Source organism: Patescibacteria group bacterium, assembly GCA_041661625.1.
In the GTDB taxonomy this organism is placed as follows: Bacteria; Patescibacteriota; Patescibacteriia; order JAHIZJ01; family JAHIZJ01; genus JBAZUB01.
Map to the genome: position 1 here is coordinate 1 of JBAZUB010000005.1, position 15,414 is coordinate 15,414.

Annotated in this window: 30 protein-coding genes; 9 read left to right on the forward strand and 21 right to left on the reverse strand. The window is 50.8% G+C overall.

The genetic code is table 11. From position 1 onward, the window contains the following. Positions 1–144 precede the first annotated feature (144 nt). The 19 genes from WC734_06075 to WC734_06165 all read right to left on the reverse strand — a co-directional run bounded on the left by WC734_06075 (position 145) and on the right by WC734_06165 (position 10,248). On the reverse strand, positions 145–309 hold the full coding sequence (locus WC734_06075; protein ID MFA6198682.1) for a hypothetical protein: 165 nt from the start codon (positions 307–309) through the stop codon (positions 145–147). A gap of 161 nt (positions 310–470) precedes the next feature. Beyond that, the gene (locus WC734_06080) at positions 471–689 is read right to left on the reverse strand and encodes a hypothetical protein (protein MFA6198683.1); all 219 of its coding nucleotides are present in this window, start codon (positions 687–689) and stop codon (positions 471–473) included. Then, positions 682–843, reverse strand: a complete 162-nt coding sequence (locus tag WC734_06085) for a hypothetical protein (GenBank protein MFA6198684.1) — start codon at positions 841–843, stop codon at positions 682–684. The genes WC734_06080 and WC734_06085 overlap by 8 nt, the downstream gene beginning before the upstream one ends. Beyond that, positions 843–1,247 carry a hypothetical protein gene (locus WC734_06090; protein MFA6198685.1) on the reverse strand — a complete coding sequence of 135 codons (405 nt, stop codon included), beginning with the start codon at positions 1,245–1,247 and terminating at the stop codon, positions 843–845. Before WC734_06090 ends, WC734_06085 begins: the two co-directional genes overlap by 1 nt. Before the next feature lie 4 nt (positions 1,248–1,251). Further along, positions 1,252–1,500 (reverse strand): hypothetical protein, encoded by a 249-nt coding sequence (locus tag WC734_06095; GenBank protein ID MFA6198686.1) that lies wholly within the window; start codon positions 1,498–1,500, stop codon positions 1,252–1,254. Positions 1,501–1,508: 8 nt separating this feature from the next. Further along, positions 1,509–2,624 (reverse strand): hypothetical protein, encoded by a 1,116-nt coding sequence (locus WC734_06100; GenBank protein ID MFA6198687.1) that lies wholly within the window; start codon positions 2,622–2,624, stop codon positions 1,509–1,511. Then, complete coding sequence (locus WC734_06105; protein ID MFA6198688.1) at positions 2,621–3,850, reverse strand: peptidoglycan DD-metalloendopeptidase family protein; 1,230 nt, start codon at positions 3,848–3,850, stop codon at positions 2,621–2,623. Before WC734_06105 ends, WC734_06100 begins: the two co-directional genes overlap by 4 nt. An 8-nt stretch (positions 3,851–3,858) precedes the next feature. After that, complete coding sequence (locus WC734_06110) at positions 3,859–5,265, reverse strand: hypothetical protein (protein ID MFA6198689.1); 1,407 nt, start codon at positions 5,263–5,265, stop codon at positions 3,859–3,861. 2 nt (positions 5,266–5,267) lie between these two features. Further along, on the reverse strand, positions 5,268–5,477 hold the full coding sequence (locus WC734_06115; GenBank protein MFA6198690.1) for a hypothetical protein: 210 nt from the start codon (positions 5,475–5,477) through the stop codon (positions 5,268–5,270). An 8-nt stretch (positions 5,478–5,485) separates the two neighbouring features. Continuing rightward, positions 5,486–5,626, reverse strand: a complete 141-nt coding sequence (locus WC734_06120; protein MFA6198691.1) for a hypothetical protein — start codon at positions 5,624–5,626, stop codon at positions 5,486–5,488. 318 nt (positions 5,627–5,944) lie between these two features. Further along, positions 5,945–6,175 carry a hypothetical protein gene (locus WC734_06125; GenBank protein MFA6198692.1) on the reverse strand — a complete coding sequence of 77 codons (231 nt, stop codon included), beginning with the start codon at positions 6,173–6,175 and terminating at the stop codon, positions 5,945–5,947. 31 nt (positions 6,176–6,206) lie between these two features. Further along, a complete protein-coding gene (locus tag WC734_06130; protein ID MFA6198693.1) occupies positions 6,207–6,368 on the reverse strand; it encodes a hypothetical protein in 162 nt (53 codons plus the stop codon). A 47-nt stretch (positions 6,369–6,415) separates the two neighbouring features. Further along, positions 6,416–7,387: a hypothetical protein gene (locus tag WC734_06135; GenBank protein MFA6198694.1), complete on the reverse strand. Its 972-nt coding sequence runs from the start codon at positions 7,385–7,387 to the stop codon at positions 6,416–6,418. Positions 7,388–7,453: 66 nt separating this feature from the next. Then, on the reverse strand, positions 7,454–7,609 hold the full coding sequence (locus WC734_06140) for a hypothetical protein (GenBank protein MFA6198695.1): 156 nt from the start codon (positions 7,607–7,609) through the stop codon (positions 7,454–7,456). Between the two features lie 12 nt (positions 7,610–7,621). Next, complete coding sequence (locus WC734_06145; protein ID MFA6198696.1) at positions 7,622–8,233, reverse strand: type IV secretory system conjugative DNA transfer family protein; 612 nt, start codon at positions 8,231–8,233, stop codon at positions 7,622–7,624. Beyond that, positions 8,211–8,450 (reverse strand): hypothetical protein, encoded by a 240-nt coding sequence (locus WC734_06150; protein ID MFA6198697.1) that lies wholly within the window; start codon positions 8,448–8,450, stop codon positions 8,211–8,213. Before WC734_06150 ends, WC734_06145 begins: the two co-directional genes overlap by 23 nt. Then, positions 8,450–8,803 (reverse strand): hypothetical protein, encoded by a 354-nt coding sequence (locus WC734_06155; GenBank protein MFA6198698.1) that lies wholly within the window; start codon positions 8,801–8,803, stop codon positions 8,450–8,452. Before WC734_06155 ends, WC734_06150 begins: the two co-directional genes overlap by 1 nt. A 131-nt stretch (positions 8,804–8,934) precedes the next feature. Next, positions 8,935–9,324, reverse strand: a complete 390-nt coding sequence (locus WC734_06160; protein ID MFA6198699.1) for a hypothetical protein — start codon at positions 9,322–9,324, stop codon at positions 8,935–8,937. Between the two features lie 165 nt (positions 9,325–9,489). After that, entirely contained in the window at positions 9,490–10,248 is a 759-nt protein-coding gene (locus tag WC734_06165) for a hypothetical protein (GenBank protein MFA6198700.1), read from the reverse strand. 106 nt (positions 10,249–10,354) lie between these two features. On the opposite strand from WC734_06165, the gene WC734_06170 reads away from it, so the two are divergent. The 9 genes from WC734_06170 (at position 10,355) to WC734_06210 (ending at position 14,374) form a co-directional block, all read left to right on the forward strand. Beyond that, entirely contained in the window at positions 10,355–10,717 is a 363-nt protein-coding gene (locus WC734_06170) for a hypothetical protein (GenBank protein MFA6198701.1), read from the forward strand. Between the two features lie 59 nt (positions 10,718–10,776). Beyond that, on the forward strand, positions 10,777–10,911 hold the full coding sequence (locus WC734_06175; protein ID MFA6198702.1) for a hypothetical protein: 135 nt from the start codon (positions 10,777–10,779) through the stop codon (positions 10,909–10,911). After that, a complete protein-coding gene (locus WC734_06180; GenBank protein MFA6198703.1) occupies positions 10,911–11,264 on the forward strand; it encodes a hypothetical protein in 354 nt (117 codons plus the stop codon). Before WC734_06175 ends, WC734_06180 begins: the two co-directional genes overlap by 1 nt. A gap of 211 nt (positions 11,265–11,475) precedes the next feature. Further along, positions 11,476–11,712, forward strand: a complete 237-nt coding sequence (locus WC734_06185) for a hypothetical protein (protein MFA6198704.1) — start codon at positions 11,476–11,478, stop codon at positions 11,710–11,712. Then, positions 11,688–12,167, forward strand: a complete 480-nt coding sequence (locus tag WC734_06190) for a hypothetical protein (protein MFA6198705.1) — start codon at positions 11,688–11,690, stop codon at positions 12,165–12,167. The genes WC734_06185 and WC734_06190 overlap by 25 nt, the downstream gene beginning before the upstream one ends. Beyond that, positions 12,154–12,486, forward strand: a complete 333-nt coding sequence (locus WC734_06195) for a hypothetical protein (protein MFA6198706.1) — start codon at positions 12,154–12,156, stop codon at positions 12,484–12,486. Before WC734_06190 ends, WC734_06195 begins: the two co-directional genes overlap by 14 nt. A gap of 2 nt (positions 12,487–12,488) precedes the next feature. Further along, positions 12,489–13,454: a hypothetical protein gene (locus WC734_06200; protein MFA6198707.1), complete on the forward strand. Its 966-nt coding sequence runs from the start codon at positions 12,489–12,491 to the stop codon at positions 13,452–13,454. Between the two features lie 2 nt (positions 13,455–13,456). Next, positions 13,457–13,678 carry a hypothetical protein gene (locus tag WC734_06205; GenBank protein ID MFA6198708.1) on the forward strand — a complete coding sequence of 74 codons (222 nt, stop codon included), beginning with the start codon at positions 13,457–13,459 and terminating at the stop codon, positions 13,676–13,678. Positions 13,679–13,864: 186 nt separating this feature from the next. Further along, on the forward strand, positions 13,865–14,374 hold the full coding sequence (locus WC734_06210; GenBank protein MFA6198709.1) for a MazG-like family protein: 510 nt from the start codon (positions 13,865–13,867) through the stop codon (positions 14,372–14,374). Positions 14,375–14,424: 50 nt separating this feature from the next. Here WC734_06210 and WC734_06215 read toward each other — a convergent pair whose 3' ends face one another. Together WC734_06215 and WC734_06220 are read right to left on the reverse strand one after the other, a co-directional pair. Then, positions 14,425–14,790, reverse strand: coding sequence for a hypothetical protein (locus WC734_06215; GenBank protein ID MFA6198710.1), 366 nt, complete (start codon positions 14,788–14,790; stop codon positions 14,425–14,427). Positions 14,791–14,875: 85 nt separating this feature from the next. Next, positions 14,876–15,349, reverse strand: a complete 474-nt coding sequence (locus WC734_06220; GenBank protein ID MFA6198711.1) for a hypothetical protein — start codon at positions 15,347–15,349, stop codon at positions 14,876–14,878. Between the last annotated feature and the right edge of the window lie 65 nt (positions 15,350–15,414).

Below are 15,414 nucleotides of genomic sequence, written 5' to 3' on the forward strand. Positions count from 1 at the left end.
CGTGGCGAAGCGAAGCGCGGCGAAGCAGCGGAGCGACTTTGCGGCGTGGCGAAATTCGCGTTGGGGAGAAGATGAGCGCTTGCGGAGATAAAGAAAAGACCCGCGAAATTAACGCGGGTCCATCATAATCTTATTCAGCTCAAATCAAAACGGAACTTTACCGTATTTGATTTTCGACCGGCGTCGGTGTTTCGCCGCGTCGGAACCGGGCGCTTTTCCTTTCGTGCCGCCGGTAAACCAGTCGGCCAACGCTTCGCCTAATCCCTTTTTCTTTTTGCGCGAATTTTTCTTTGCTTTCGGCGGCATCATTTTTTCCTTTTCTGATTGCGAGATTTTCGATGTAAATTGGCGTCACGTAAACGGCGAATAATCCGTTTCGTCTTTTCAACATCAACCGTTTTGTCTATCAAAACGTTTCCGTCGTAAATGAATTCCGTTTGTCCGCGCCGGACAATCCTAATCGACATTTGCTATAAGCCGATTAATTGCCGTCCAACCGGCGTAAGCTCGTACAGGTCCGCAATTTTCGGTTTGATGCAAACCATACGTTCTAGCGCGTCAATCGTACTGTGATGTATACCGGCGATTGTTTCGCCGCTTTCGGCAACGGTTATATCGCGCTTGGCGATCCAACCGTTTAGGCTACAGATGATTAGCGCTTTGCGCTGACTTCCGTTTAGTTCAAACATCGCTATTCGCCTCTTTCGTTTCGTCGTCAAGCGCGTACGGAAAGTTTTTACCAACGATGAAACCGATTGCTAAACCGTCAAGGAATATAAGCAAACAAGTCAATCCAACCGCAACCGCCAACCATGTTTCATCGCTCATAAGTAGATCGATCATTATAAACCTATCACATCTATTTGAACGCTGGCGTACACTGGCGCGGGCGCGCCGGTTCCGTTTATACAGTCGATAGAAAAGCTATCGCCCGGTTTCAGTATGACAAACGGCGCATGATTGTGTACGGTCAATATAGTATTAGACGCCGAAAGGGAATTAAGTATACCGGCCCCCGCGCCGCGTGTAAACTTCAAATAAATCATCACGTCGCCAACCGCAACCGTTGCCGGTATCCGGTAAGTGGTTCCGCGAATAACATAAATAAAGTCGTTCGGAATGACGAACGGCGCGACAAGGCTACTCGTACCAATGGGCGCGTTGGTAGTGAACGCAACGTCAGCATCGTTGTTTATGACGATTGCCGGATAGGAAAGCAAGTAACCGCGACGGTCTGTTAATGGCATGATGTTAAGATTGCGGCGTTTCTGCCGTGTTCGGCTTAGGTTCTTTTATCGGTTTCTTTTCAACGCGCTGGAAAATGCGTATTCCCGGTTCGCCGTCTATCCTTTCTTCAATGTCGAAAGAATTGACAGAAATTACGCTTTCGACCGGAACCGAATTGACGCGCGCGAATTCGCGTATTGCTTTTTCCGCCGTTTCGCCGTCGTTGATAATAACGGTTCCTTCAACGGTGACTTGTGCGCGCAACAACATCATTCTTGGCATTATTCGTTAAACTCCATTTGTGCGCGAACGGTTGCGCTTATTGCCAACGGCCCGTTTTCGATCCATAGCGTTACGTCTTTAGTGAACGCAATGTCAAGCGGTATCCTGTATTGTAACACAATTACGCCGCCAATTGACGCGCGACTAATCATATATTCAGTTGACCGGCCCGAAAAGTTAAGAACCGAATTGATAACGCCGTATGCGCTAACGGCGCTTAGTGCTTCGCCAAAGCCGAATGAATAATAACGTTCAAACCCTGCCGGGTTCTGGTCGAACGCCGTTTTTACGATAAATGCTATGTTTGGCTCATCAGCCGAAAACACGTTTAATGCAACGTACAATGCTCGCAGTATTCCGCCGCTTCTGCTTTGGTTAGCATAGAAGATTGAAGAATTCGCGGGCATGGTTGTATTGCCGTACCATACGGTAAACGGATTTTTTGCAATCGGCCCTGAAAAGTCGGTTAGGGCGTAGCTTAATTCCAAATCCCACGCTATAAGCGTACTTGTGTTTGAAACGGTTACGCGTATAAAGCGCAACGGACTAGGCAAAATGTCGGATACTTGCTTGCGGCCCGATGATACCGGATACATATTATACTGTTTATATCGCGACCATACAACCGCGTCGTTCGATTGTTCGATAACGACATATCCAGTTATTGAGAACGCATTAGGAACGGCGACGTTATCAATAGATACGTTAAAGCTGAAAAATCGCGCGTTTACTGTCTCTATGATTTGTTGGTAAGACGAACTAATCGGCAAATTGAATTCGACAACCGAACGATTTATAAATAGCTGATTTGAGAACGCGGGTGCTATTTCGTCTTTATAGAATATAATCATGACCGGAATAGCGTAATCGTCCGGCGAAACGACAACCGGCGACGTTAGGCGGAAACCGAACTCAGAACCGACAACAGGTAAATTCGTCATTCCGCCCGCTGGAATGAAATAATCATAATTGAATTCGTTCGGTATTTCTTGCGCGCCACGGCGAACAACAACCGGATAAGGCGTGTTATTCATCACGGCCATACCATCGGCGTTGTAACCTAAGTTAACGCTTAATGTCGGGTTGCCCGGCGAAACGCGGTATTCGGTTTTCATTCGTCAACGATTTCCTTAGCGCTAACGAACATCAGCAAAATACCAACCATGACGACAACCGCCAAAACAATAACGCGTTGTACGTCTGCTTGGAATTCTGGCGTTTGCACGTAATCGGAAAGCGCCTGAATATCGGTTAACGTTTGTCCGGCTTGTTCGATGGTATCACCGATTACGCCATCTTGCGCGGCTTGCGCAACCCGGCCCATGCCGGTTCCCGCCAAAGCAATATCAAGAATTTCGTCAAACGTTGGCGGTTCGCCGTCGTCATCCTGACTTGTTCCGCCGCGAACAACCGGCTTTAGATGTACGGTCGGTTTTGTGATTTGTGGCGCGGCGCGTCGTTGCGCGGCCTCATATGCGGGCGCGTTCGTGTGACCGGCGAATGTTTGCGTTGCAGCCCCGGTATAATCCGTCGAAACTTGCCCGTTGGGATTTGCCCACAAACCGAGATTGCGCGCGGCGGACCACGGACGCCAACCCTGCGCGCGAAACAGTTCGGCGGCAAGGCGCACGTTGGTTTCTGGATCGAACAAGTCAACGTTTCTCCATTGGGTATGTGCGCCCGGCCCAACGTTGATTTGAAACAATCCCCGGCTATCTTCGCCGTTTTGGTTCCACGCGCGCGGGTTGTATCCGCTTTCGCCAGACATAACCGCCAACGCGTTATTGACTTGGTTCGCCGGGAAATAGCGACGGACCAAGTTAACGATGTCAGCATTGACGTTCGTGCGCACTTGCGTTCCGGTCACGTTGGTTACTGCCGTTGGCGCGGATAAGCGGCGCGCAAAATCAATATTCGGCGTCGGGTTGACGGCCCCACGATATACATAATTATTCTGTAAGCCGGGAACAATTTCACTGAAATGCAAATGACGGCCCGACGAATTGCCGGTACTCCCCATAATGCCGATCTGTGAGCCTTGTGTCACTGATTGCCCGGCGCGAACGAGCGCGTTACTCAAGTGACCGTATAGAGTTTGCCGTCCGTTTGGATGTTGGACGATGATATAATTACCATAACCGCGCGCGTCGTAATCAACGCGCACAACGGTTCCCGTTGCCGCCGCGACAACGGGAACCGGGACATTTTGAGGCAATTCAGAACCGATATCGATACCCTCATGCAGTTGTAGCCGGTCATTCGCCCACGGATAAGAACGCGGCGCATTCCAACCCGACGTAACCCGCGACGGCCCTACAACCGGAACGATATAATCAGCCATGATTGCCCCTACATTGCGTATTGATTGCCGGTCGGGTTGCCCTTGATAACCGGGCTTGCCGTTGCTTTCGGTGTAACTTTTGTCGTCTTTGGCGCGGTCGGATTGAACACGCCCGTTTGCATATTCGTCTTAGGGCCGGGATCAGTCGATTTCGGCGCGCCTTGATTGAATACGCCAACGATGTAAGACGGCGTTGTGGAACTTGGTTTCGTAACGTTCGACGGTGACGACGTTACGTTAATGCCAGATTGCGCCTGCTTGGTTACTGACGGCGTAGCCAATGGAGAACCGCCGAATTTCGGGTTTTCCTTGATACTCCAATTGATGCTAATACCGCCGCTGGCGTTAACGTACTGCATTCCGGTTGCGCCGTTTTTGTTGGTAATCAAACCAAGTTGCGTTCCCGGCGCGGGCTTGTTTGATTTCGGCGTGACGATTTGCGCTATCGGCGTCGGTTTCGGCCCGGCAACCGTTGCGACCTTTGGAATGGTCACGCTTGGACCCTGAAAACCTTGCTTGTCAGGTGGAACGCCCGCGTTGACGGTCGGAGTAAGATTATCCTTCGCGCCGCTTCCGGCAATGAACCCAACGCCCTTAGACGGCGTTGGCGTTATCGATTTGACGACGTTCGCCAGTAGTGATCCTAAGCCGCTGGCAACGGTTGCGGTTGTTTTTGCGCCGCTGTTGAGAATGTTCTGAGTGAACGAACGCGCGGCGACGGTTTCGGCTTTTGTCGGTTGCGCCGCCGCTTGCGGTTGGGCCGAACCAAAACCTTTCGCGCCAGAACCAGCGACGAAACCAAAAGCATTCTTTCCCGTTGACGGTTCAACCGGCGCGAAAAGATTGTCAAACGCTTCACTGCCTGCGCCGTATACGTCGGCGTAGGTTCCACCTATGCCGCCGTCATAGAAGTATTCTCCGCCGCCCGGTTGTTCGCCGTAAAACGGATAATCCATCGGCGTTTCAGTTGCCGCCAAAGCGGAATTAAGCTGATTGACCGTTTCGGCTAACGCCGCCTCATACGCCGCTGACTGCGCATTGATTGCGTCGTAAGCGTCGTTAAGTTGTCCGCCAAGTTCGGTATAAATGCTTTCGATCAAACTATTCGTTTGTTGCTGTTGCCCTTCGCTTTCCGTCTGAATTTGGCCGATGGTTTCGTTGAATTGCGTTACTAGGTCATCCAACATTGACATAAGTTGCGTTGCGAGATTTTCGCGTTCCTGCGCTTCCGCCTCAAATCCCGCCGCAATCGCATCATCGTCAACGCTGCCGGTTCCGCCGTCGCCCGTTGCGCCGATTATGCCGCCGCCGTTTTTTTGCGACAAAACTAAGGCGGCAATACCGGCGATTGCTCCAACGGCAAGGCCGATTTGTACCTCTTTTTTCTTGAGCAATTCGCCAAGTTTTACCGCCATGATTAAGCCTTTCCGACGTTTGTCAGCGCTTGCGAAGCGAGGCGCAATTGCGCGTTGTTAACGTCGCCGTAGAACGTGTTCCACATTCCCGTTTTCGTTGCCGCCTCATCAACGGAATAAACCGTATATGAGCGCATGATAGCAATGCTCGTTGCCGGGTTTGTGTTCGTATTAAATGGGCGTTCGCGCCACGGATATTTAATCCGTTTCATGCCGAACATTAGCGCGCCTGTAGTGTTTTGACGCCGCTCGTATACGTGCGAGCAATCGCGCTCATCACGGTTGAAAATTGGCTTGCTTGCGACAAGACCAAGTATACGAGAACGGCGGTAAACGTTCCTTCGATGATACGGGAAATCATGGGTTTATCCTGTTCGCTAGTTGCATTAAGCGAATACCAACCAACGGTTGACTTAGCATAATGCCCAGTATGAGCGTTACGGTAAGTATCCAAGCGGCGGTTTTGTTGTTGTTTTCGACCAGTGCAACGAGACTACCGATTAGGAAAATTGCGACAAGGTAACGCAACAAGTTCTCACTTATCGGCTTACCCTCCGCGCCGTCTGATGTTCGTCGCACTGGTGATATCATGACGTTACGGCCCGCCAAATCTTATCGGCGCGCCCGGTGAAAACCAGATATAGCATGAGCGCGGCGACGACAAAAACGAATGTTGCTTTCATTTGGGCGGTTCTCTCAATTCTGCGCGCTGAATAGCGGCTTCAACGTTCGCGGCGCTTCTGATTTGCGTCGATTGTGCGAAGTAGTAGCCGATAACCGCGCCCATTAAACCGACGGTTGCGGCGTTGTCCTGTTGTGGGTTAAACCACATCATCGCGCCGCCGCCGACGACGATTACGAGCGAGAGTATGGATTGTGTGACCGAGAACAACATATCTTTCGACCACATAATTACGTCGTACTCACCTTTCCGGTACACACTATTCCATGACCTCATAGACGGCGCGAATGAAGATTAGAAGGATCAGAATTCCGATCCACGCAATGACCGGGAAATTACCGGAACCGTTGTAGTCGGTTCCGCTTGCCTGAACGGTATCGGGTTCGGACCCTTCGCCGTATAGTTCTGAATACGAAACCATTATGCCAATTCCTTTTCTTGACTATGCGCTTGGAAAGACGAACCGCGTTAGGTGCGCGGAACGTTGACCAGTTGACGGCGAACGGTGTAAAGCGTTCCCGCCGCAAGCGCGTTAAAGGTCATGGCGAAATCGGTCACAAGGGCCGAATTGAAAAGGTCGCGCCCGGTTCCGTACATGCCCAAACCGGACGAACCCATAAGGTCGGTGTAAATGCAACCAGCCGGACGCGCGCGGCCCCGGTACAAGCCATGTTGCATATCGAGAAACGCGGGCGGAACGTCGGTGATGTAGTCCGACTGATTGACGCGAATGCGAACCCGGTCGAAGTTGTCGGCCCCGGCCACGCCCATTCCAAGACCCTGCGCGATTTGCAAGTACACATTCCCGCGAGGAATGTTGTACGTCAATTCGCCAGCGGCGGCGACGGCGGAGCTTTCTTCAAGAACCGTGTGCAACAGGTCGGTTGACGGAAAATCTTCCTTCGCCAGCGGAACGGTGAAGTTTTCGACAATCGGCGTCACCGTTGCCGTGATGACCGCGCCCGCCGCAACCGTGGCATCGGCGGCGAAATCAACCGTCAACGTTGCGGTAAGCTGTTCGTTCTGCAAAAGCAGCAGGCCGACGGCATCGCGCAAATTCATCATCAGCGGGATAACCATGTCGAGATTGTATGTTCCCGCCGCGACCAGTGACCGGCCCTGATTTTGCGGCGTACCGCGCGCAAATTCGGCGTCCAACATTTCGTCAAGCAGCCACGCGTAACCCGGCCCGCTGACGTTGAAAACGTCAATGCCGGTGTTGAGCGTGACGCGAACGCGGTTGATGATGGACGACACGCCTAACGGGTTAAGCGGCGCAACCGGCGCGCCGCCGATGGTGGCGCGGATCGAAAGCCAAATTCGGCCCAAAAAGCCAGACTTTGGCAAGGCCATCTGCACTTGCCCGCCGCCGAGCGGTTTCGCAAGCGCGGAAAGGGTTGAAAACTTCTGCCGCGTTCGCTGGTTAAAATCTCCGGCCATGTTATTTATCCTTTTCATTGAAACGAATGCTAACGTTGAAATGCGAATGACTGAATTCAGAACCGGCTAGATTGCGCTAACCAATTCCGAAACGCCGGGAATATACACCTTCTGAATGAAGATGAATTTCGCCAGCGGAACCATGATAATCACGATTGCGAGAATAATCATCGCGTTCGCAATCCCCGGCTTGACGTTGCTAAAATCCAATCCCAATTCCATTGTTTCACCTTTCTAAGAACCAAGTTGCCTAACGTATTGAGCGTTAACCATATCCGATTGCTTATAGTAAAAGCCGTGAATGTCTGGAATTGGGTTTAGCACATTTGCGCCCATCAATTCGGCCATTCGTCGCCGGTCTACTTCCATTTGCAAGCGGAATGAGAATAACCATCGTGTTTCTGAAAGCATGAACAACGGTATCCAAGTCGGGCGTTGCGTTGCCGCCCATACACCGATTTGAAGTTCGCGCCCGCGCGTGTAAAGCGCTTGTAACCATTTTCCATAACGCCCGCGTTCCGTTACGCCGTATGCCTCATCGATGTAAACGATAACATTACCGGCGTTGTAGATTTTCTCGAAATAAGCGTCATACGCTTCGACTTGATTTGTTTCAATCGGCGCAAGAACGCGAACCCTGAACGGGTTATCTGACATTATCAGTTTTTCGGTTTTGCGGTTCCAGTCGGTTAAATTCCAACCGCTATCTTCGCCTAACGTGCCTTTTGGATCGAACACAACTAACCGGCGAACCGAACGCGCCAGCTTGTGAACGAAATAAGTTTTGCCGCTGCCGGTCATGCCAACTACGGCCAAATGCTCGTTAGGCTTGATGTTCAACCGCATTGATTTTCTCGAAAACTTCAAGAATAGCAAGATTGATGTTGCGGCTTAGTCCGGCATTTTCCAATTCCGTTTCCAACGCCGCCCGGTCATTTTGCAACATATGGTAGGTAATGTCATTGAGCGAAGTAACGGCGCTTTCTAAATCGTCGGCGCTTACCTTGCTCAATTGACCTAAAAGAACCGGGATCATTTTGTCGAGAATTCCGAATGAGGCCATTAGACACGCCCTATCAAACTAAGGATTTCCGGCCCGGCGTTCGCGGTTCCGTTGTCGGCTTGCGGCGGTTGTTCGGTCGGTTGGGCCACGGGTTTTCTATTGGCGCGCGTTTCGCGTTCCTGCGCTTTTGGCGCTTTCGGCATGACGCGGCGCGCATACAAGGCCAAACCGACTAGAACTAGAACGGGATCAAAAAACGTGTTAGCGCGTTCTAGTGTGTCCGCTTCCATCTTATCGATGATACGCGCTAACGACGGTTCGATTAAGCCGCGTTCGGCGTTCGTCATGCTGGCATCGGTTGCGGTTGCCGCCGTCGAAACCGCTTCAATGGTCATCAAAACGAACCCGGTCAAAATCTCAGCTTGTGACGCTTTTTTCTCCGCTTTCGTTTGCGGTTTTGTTCGCGTCGGCGTCGGCGTTTTCGGTTCCGGCGTTGTTTCTGGCGTAGCCTTTCGTGGCTTACGCGCCGGTTGCGGCTCAACCGTTAATGACGGCCCCGGCCCATTTTCAGCGTTCGGCGTCGGCGTTCCTTCGCCTGTTGGCGTCGGCTTTTCGTCGGCCCCGGTTCCGCTTCCTGCGTTTCGACCTTTAATTCGGTCGGCCCGGCGTCCGCGTTCGGTTCCGCTTTCGGCGTTGGGTTCTGGAATTCGTCCGGCTGGTTGTGATGTTCGGACGGTTCCGGTTCCGGCGTCGGTTCCGGTTTGATGACCGGCGTCGGCTTGTTTAGGGCCGCTTCCAACGCTTCCATTCGCAGTGTTAGGTTTGTCCGCCATACTCTCGTATCCTCTTCGCTTTCCGTTTGGTTGGCGTCAACGACGGTTTCGGTAGGTTCGGTTTCGTCGCTTTCGTCCGGCTTTTTGGTTGTGACCGTCATGTTTTACCGTCCATTAACTTTCTTAATCCTCAAAAAACAAATGTTAAAATTTTACCGAATAATGTTAAATTTGAGGGGAAAAATTGCGATTTGGAACCGGAAGCGAATACCGCTTACGGATATACCTAAATCGCACAAAACCGCGCCACGGCCCCCACAACGCGATTAAACGCCATACGCATAGTCAACGTCTTTTGTGATGGCGGCAATGACGACGGTGTTTGTTCCCGCCGCAACGCTCAATGCAATCGATTGCTGAGTTGCCGGGATTTTCAAAATCGGCGCATTAATGCCCATTGTAAAAAAGTTAACAGGGTCCGCCGACGTTCCCAAATTGACGTTGACCGTTCCGGCAACGCGCGTAATGTAGTAGTAGTCGGGCTTGGTATCGAACGTAATAATTCGCGTACTGTTTGGAGCCATGACAACCGTCATAAGGTCAAAAACGGTTTCCCGGTCATCGTCAAGCAATTCGAGTTGACTTGTCATGATACGCCGCCCATACATGTAATCGAAATTTCTGGAATGTTGAACAACGGTAAGTTGTGGCAACGCGGCGATTGTGCGCAGTGTAAACACGTCACTACCACGAACGGGGAATTTTACTTGCGAAGCGGAAAGCATATGAAATTCTTTACCGCTATCGGTTGCGTAGCCGGGCGCACAAAAGAACGTTGCCGCGCCTTGATTTGTGACGTAAATAAAGTCGGCGGCGGGATCGATCCGCACTTGCGTTTGTGTACTAAGCGGCAAATTGATAATCCGCCGCATCGTAAACAGGCTTGACTTTTTTACTTGCGGTAACATGTAATACCTTTTGAAATTATTCGACGGCCCTACCCTGCCGGGCGACCACGCGCCTATCTCTAGTATAGTCGCATGTTCAACAAAAGTCAAACGGTTCGATCTTTTTTCATCCTTCACCTTTTCTCAAAATGTTGATAAAACTTTCTCAAGGTGCTATACTGTAATTGTTAGGAGAGAACCGCAATCGAGCGGTTCCGGTCAATGCAAAATGGAGCATTCCGAAATGCAAACAACAAAACGCACAATCAAAAACACATTCGTCATTTCAGACCAGTACGGCATTACTTGCGTTTTTCCGCAAACGCAAGACCACGCCGGAACATGGCGTAACGCTCGTTATGACTGGGAAAAATCGTATTACACATACAGCCTATCATTTCCAATTGCCGGTTGTACCGTCAAGGTGGAAGCAGACACGCCGCTAAATCTTCTCAACGCCCGGCGTATGATCGAAGCGGACGTTATGGAAAATGGACCAGATACGTTCTGGACGCGCCCATGCTATGCGGTTGTCAACAACACAAAAATACTTGAACAACCGTTTATAACAACCACGTACGAACGCCTTGTCACGGTTGAACTTTAATCATGAAGCTCAACCCGCCTGTACGCATAACCACGGTCGAAATGACGAAACAAGGTTTCATGACCAGAAACCAAACCGTAGAAACCGATAGCGCGTTACAGCGCGCTATCGGAAAAATAGAAAACAACCCGCGCGTTACGTTCTTGGAAGCGAAACAAGGCGGCGTACGCCTGTATGGATGGGGTGAGCGATAATGGTTTACTTCCTTCGCTTATCGCAACCATTGGGCAACCGCTGGCATACGGCCCGTTGGTACGTCGGTTATACTTTCGATGACCGAACGCTACAGCAACGCATTCTTGCGCATACGTCTGGAACCGCCGCCGCGTTTACACGCGCGGCGGTTTTACGTGGTATCAAAATCGAATTCATGGGCGTTATCGACGGCGGACGCGAAACAGAACGCGCAATCAAATTTCGCAAGAACCACGCCCGCGAATACGAGCGCCTGAATAAGCGCGGTTTGATCCAACCAAAATCATGGTTGCGAACCTACGCAAATACTCGTTTTGAGGGCGAACCGATAGCCGGTTCGTTGTGTCAATGAGCTACATTCAAAAAGTTTCAAACGGCGCGCCAACCGAAAAGGAAAGCTTAAAGTTGACGTGTAGAAATTGCGGTTATCATCCATTACGTTACTGCGGTTTCATGAACCCGGTACACGTAATCGGTGTTATTCGAGACTACTTGTACGATTGCCCACTCTGCGGAATGCGGCGCTTGATTGTGGGCGAATACGATAAGGAATGGTTACGCAAATGATAAACAGCGAACCGCTTACGTCTGATATGATCGATGAAATTCTATCGCGCGTTGTTACGGCGGCGGACGTTTGCGCGATGTATCCCCACAAATCACAAGCTACAGTCTATCGGCATTTGGAGAAGTGCCATAGTCGGCGGTTGGGCCGTGGTAACGGCGTAGTAATCTATAGCCTGATGCAAGTCATTGAAAAGTTTGGAGAACCAACGTGGACAACAGACAAAAGCCAGTAACGGTTAATTTCAGCTTGGAAAGGAAAATAGGCGCGGATAACGTGCGGATTGCCGTATCATCCTACGCCGAACCGGGCAACGATGGACTAGAGTTTAACCGCATTATGAGCGTTGCCGCCGATGCGATGAATGATTTCGTGAATAACATCTTTGTCACGTTACCGCGTGACGAAAGCGCGGTATCTGGCGACGGTTGGTACATTGTTACTCAACTGAACGTAACAATCGACAAGGGCAAGCGTTACGTTAAAGCGCTTTGCGGAGATTGGAATGAATTTGGGCTTGTTATTTGGCCTGAACTTGCGGCCCGAAAGCACATCGATCTAGATATTGTTCCCGTAACTGGATACAAGCCTAAGACGATGGAAGTCAAGGTTTCGGTGACAAACGGCAAACCGCGCGTAATCGACATTCGCGTAGGCGCGGGCGAAAGCGCCGGCAATGGCACACGATGACGGCGATATTAAAGATTTCTGGAATAACACTCCAGACGATTTTGAAGAATGGCGGCCCGCCGAACAAGTCGAATATTGGGCAAACTGGTTCGATGTATACATACCAGAAGGGTATTTGACAAGTTATGATAATTACGTCTTACCGCAATCAGACGGCGGATTAGGCGGAAGTGATGAAAACATACGCGGCCTACTCTTTCCAAGCATTATCGACGCCGCCGAATACCTATGGGGAACCGGCGTATATCCGTGGTCCTACATCATCGTTGATGATGATGATTACTTTCACGTCGGCATAGAATATCCAGAGGAAACCTAGTAATGCTCATCTTTCGCAAACAAGCAAGACACAACGAATTTGAAATGTACGATTTGATGGTTGCGGCGGCGGCGGAGCGCCACGCTAAACACACACACGTCATCGTTGACACATGGCCTAAGTTAACGGACATGAAAGAGAACGTCATTCTTGGTTCGTTTTCATGGTTGGGCATGTCGTCACATACGCGATGGATCAAACGAGCAACGTCGATTGCCGTTGGCGAATATATCGCCACGCCCGGCGACGTTGCCCGCGATTATCTCAAAATCAAGTATCCAAATCGGCGGCGCATAAGTTACGAGCAACGCGGCGAAATTATGCGCCATCGGTCGCAACCGCTGTATGCGTTACCGGCGTATATACCTGATGCAACCTATCTTGATATCAAATCGGCCTACTGGTCGATAATGTCAATCGTCGGTTGGGACGTTGATTACTTTCCCGGCAGATGGATAGGCATTGGCGAAGCGATGGACGATTTCCCGTTCGCCGGTCACAAGCTGGCGCGTAATTGCCTTGTCACGTCGGGCTTAAATTCGGCGGCGTCGATTTGGATGTACGAAAAGCAAAAGCCGGTTGCGCGCAATTTCGGAAACACGTTTATCAACTTTCAATTGTGGGCGCTTGTTCAAGACATTTTGAACGGGATTGCCCTAGAATTGTACAATGAGGATATCATATACTATGCGAATACCGACGGATTTATACTCAATACTAAGGATCGAACCGCCGCCGCGTCGATCATTTCGGCGTGGGGTTTGCCTGCGCGTGATAAAAAGCGCGGGCGTTGTTCTGTTTTTGGAGCAGGTAAATATCGTTTCGGTGATAACGAGAACGCCGAACAAGCGCCCGGTAATCATACGCGCCTCTTTGGTATCCATGACGTACCCAATGCAAGATGGTTACGGGCGCGCCTTAACGATTTGTCTGAATTAGCGCAACCCGCGCTAGGTTGGGAGAATTGAGCATGTCGGATATCATCGTTTCTGTTCTAACGGCCTACTGGTTAACCGTCTGTTTCCTGTTTCTGTTTCACGGCCTTTTCCATCGTGACCGCGTACACGTCGATTTTGTATGGTTTGATTTGTGGATCGGCGTTTACTACAACCGGCCAACCGGCGCAATGTTCATTTGCGCGGTTCCTTGCTTTCCGATGATTGTTGAACCGGCCCGGCGTCATGGTCGATAAGGCTAAGGTCTATTGTCCGTACTGCAAAGAATGGACATTAAGCGTTCGATCCTATCCAATTATCACGAAAGGGAAAAAGTACAACCCTAATCAAGCGCGTATGCCAGAACAACCAAAGTGGATGTGTTTAATTTGCGGAACCATTCATGCCAACGGTTCGCATGAGATAGAAAAGGAATAAGCGCGATGACGATAGGCTATGATCTATTTCCCGGTTATACGTTCCTGAATTGGCATGACGTTGTATGTCATGCGATTTACGAAAAGTTTGAGCTTGGCAAAGTGCTAACAATGGCGGGATCATTTCATGCAGACGGAAAGTTGAACACCGATGAAATGATAAGCATAATGTACCGCGTTTTGACCGAATACAGTCTAATGCCGTACGTCGGTTACACTGGCGTAAACTCAACTATTCCGACAAAGGAAGCTATGCCACAACCTAACCAAGTCATCGGTGAAATGGATCAAATTTACGTCGGCGTCGGGCGCGAAGTTTTGCGTCAAAACGCGAAATGGGGAGAACAGAACCATTCACACTTGAAATGGTCCGCCATTCTAACAGAAGAAACCGGCGAAGTCGCTAAAGCGGCATTAGAAGAAAACGCCGAACAATACATCACCGAACTAATTCACGTCGCCGCCGTCGCATTTCAGGCTATCGCAAGTCACGCCCGGCAGAACGGTAAGCGCTAACAAAAAGGGCCGGTCACGTTGACCGGCCCCACGCTTTCGACGGTTAACCGTCAGAATGGAATGTCGCTGATGTTGTCGGGCGTACTGTGATCCTCCGCAACGTCAATGATATTCCAGTACGGTTGACCGTTCTTTGTGGTCACGCTTTCCAACGTCAGCGGCCCTAAATCGTCGCCGCCGCGTTTGAAGTGACGCACGAACGCCGAACGGTTTTCGTTGGTATCCAGAGAAACCGCGAACCGTTCGCCGTAAATGTCCAAGCAGTCGAAAATGACTTGACTGCGCGGCTTGCCGTCAATGACGCTTTCAAACTGTTGTGCGTGGGTGACGTAAAACGTGGTTCCTTCGATATCCGCCGCCTTGCGCCAATTGCGCGGCCCTTGTCCTAGTCCGCTATCCTTCAATGATGTCGCCATGTTGAATTGTTCTCCATTTTGGCATTTAAGGGCCGAACGATATTGCCCGGCCCTACCATTCACGAAATGATGCTTCGCGCGTTAGTCACGCGTTCGGGTTGGTTTCTTTCTTGCCCTTGCGAACGCGCGGTTTCTTCGCCGGTTCGTCGGTGAAAAGCGGAAGCGTTTCCGGCGCTTCGCCCGCAAAAATGCGAACGGTGTTCGGAATGAGGGCCGTACGCCGATAACCGTAACGCGTCATCATGACCGCGTTCGGCGCTTGGAACATCAGCGAAAATTCGGCGGGCGCTTCCGAAACGTTGCCGTTTTCGTCGGCCAGAACATGCGCGACGATTTGGCCGTTTTCGATCCGCACGAATTCCGAAAGACCAAACTTGCGATGCCACGCCGTACGCGCCTGCATGTAATAAGGCTTGACAACGGTTTTGATGCCGCCGAAAAGCTTTTCCATGATGGCGTTCGTTCCGGCCACGTCAGCCGCAAAACTCTGCCCTTCGCGCGTCAGCTCATCATCAGCCCAACCGCCCGTTGACATCGAACCCGCTTCGTGATCGGTCATGATACTTTTTCTCCCGTATGCGGCCTGCGTTGGTGAGGCCACTTAAAATCAAGTATAGCACAAAA

Coding starts and splice junctions, on each gene's coding strand:
- WC734_06075 (MFA6198682.1), bottom strand. CDS start 309: ATGATGCCGCCGAAAGCAAAGAAAAATTCGCGCAAAAAGAAAAAGGGA.
- WC734_06080 (MFA6198683.1), bottom strand. CDS start 689: ATGTTTGAACTAAACGGAAGTCAGCGCAAAGCGCTAATCATCTGTAGC.
- WC734_06085 (MFA6198684.1), bottom strand. CDS start 843: ATGATCGATCTACTTATGAGCGATGAAACATGGTTGGCGGTTGCGGTT.
- WC734_06090 (MFA6198685.1), bottom strand. CDS start 1,247: ATGCCATTAACAGACCGTCGCGGTTACTTGCTTTCCTATCCGGCAATC.
- WC734_06095 (MFA6198686.1), bottom strand. CDS start 1,500: ATGATGTTGTTGCGCGCACAAGTCACCGTTGAAGGAACCGTTATTATC.
- WC734_06100 (MFA6198687.1), bottom strand. CDS start 2,624: ATGAAAACCGAATACCGCGTTTCGCCGGGCAACCCGACATTAAGCGTT.
- WC734_06105 (MFA6198688.1), bottom strand. CDS start 3,850: ATGGCTGATTATATCGTTCCGGTTGTAGGGCCGTCGCGGGTTACGTCG.
- WC734_06110 (MFA6198689.1), bottom strand. CDS start 5,265: ATGGCGGTAAAACTTGGCGAATTGCTCAAGAAAAAAGAGGTACAAATC.
- WC734_06115 (MFA6198690.1), bottom strand. CDS start 5,477: ATGAAACGGATTAAATATCCGTGGCGCGAACGCCCATTTAATACGAAC.
- WC734_06120 (MFA6198691.1), bottom strand. CDS start 5,626: ATGATTTCCCGTATCATCGAAGGAACGTTTACCGCCGTTCTCGTATAC.
- WC734_06125 (MFA6198692.1), bottom strand. CDS start 6,175: ATGTGGTCGAAAGATATGTTGTTCTCGGTCACACAATCCATACTCTCG.
- WC734_06130 (MFA6198693.1), bottom strand. CDS start 6,368: ATGGTTTCGTATTCAGAACTATACGGCGAAGGGTCCGAACCCGATACC.
- WC734_06135 (MFA6198694.1), bottom strand. CDS start 7,387: ATGGCCGGAGATTTTAACCAGCGAACGCGGCAGAAGTTTTCAACCCTT.
- WC734_06140 (MFA6198695.1), bottom strand. CDS start 7,609: ATGGAATTGGGATTGGATTTTAGCAACGTCAAGCCGGGGATTGCGAAC.
- WC734_06145 (MFA6198696.1), bottom strand. CDS start 8,233: ATGCGGTTGAACATCAAGCCTAACGAGCATTTGGCCGTAGTTGGCATG.
- WC734_06150 (MFA6198697.1), bottom strand. CDS start 8,450: ATGGCCTCATTCGGAATTCTCGACAAAATGATCCCGGTTCTTTTAGGT.
- WC734_06160 (MFA6198699.1), bottom strand. CDS start 9,324: ATGACGGTCACAACCAAAAAGCCGGACGAAAGCGACGAAACCGAACCT.
- WC734_06170 (MFA6198701.1), top strand. CDS start 10,355: ATGCAAACAACAAAACGCACAATCAAAAACACATTCGTCATTTCAGAC.
- WC734_06175 (MFA6198702.1), top strand. CDS start 10,777: ATGACCAGAAACCAAACCGTAGAAACCGATAGCGCGTTACAGCGCGCT.
- WC734_06180 (MFA6198703.1), top strand. CDS start 10,911: ATGGTTTACTTCCTTCGCTTATCGCAACCATTGGGCAACCGCTGGCAT.
- WC734_06185 (MFA6198704.1), top strand. CDS start 11,476: ATGATAAACAGCGAACCGCTTACGTCTGATATGATCGATGAAATTCTA.
- WC734_06195 (MFA6198706.1), top strand. CDS start 12,154: ATGGCACACGATGACGGCGATATTAAAGATTTCTGGAATAACACTCCA.
- WC734_06200 (MFA6198707.1), top strand. CDS start 12,489: ATGCTCATCTTTCGCAAACAAGCAAGACACAACGAATTTGAAATGTAC.
- WC734_06205 (MFA6198708.1), top strand. CDS start 13,457: ATGTCGGATATCATCGTTTCTGTTCTAACGGCCTACTGGTTAACCGTC.
- WC734_06210 (MFA6198709.1), top strand. CDS start 13,865: ATGACGATAGGCTATGATCTATTTCCCGGTTATACGTTCCTGAATTGG.
- WC734_06215 (MFA6198710.1), bottom strand. CDS start 14,790: ATGGCGACATCATTGAAGGATAGCGGACTAGGACAAGGGCCGCGCAAT.
- WC734_06220 (MFA6198711.1), bottom strand. CDS start 15,349: ATGACCGATCACGAAGCGGGTTCGATGTCAACGGGCGGTTGGGCTGAT.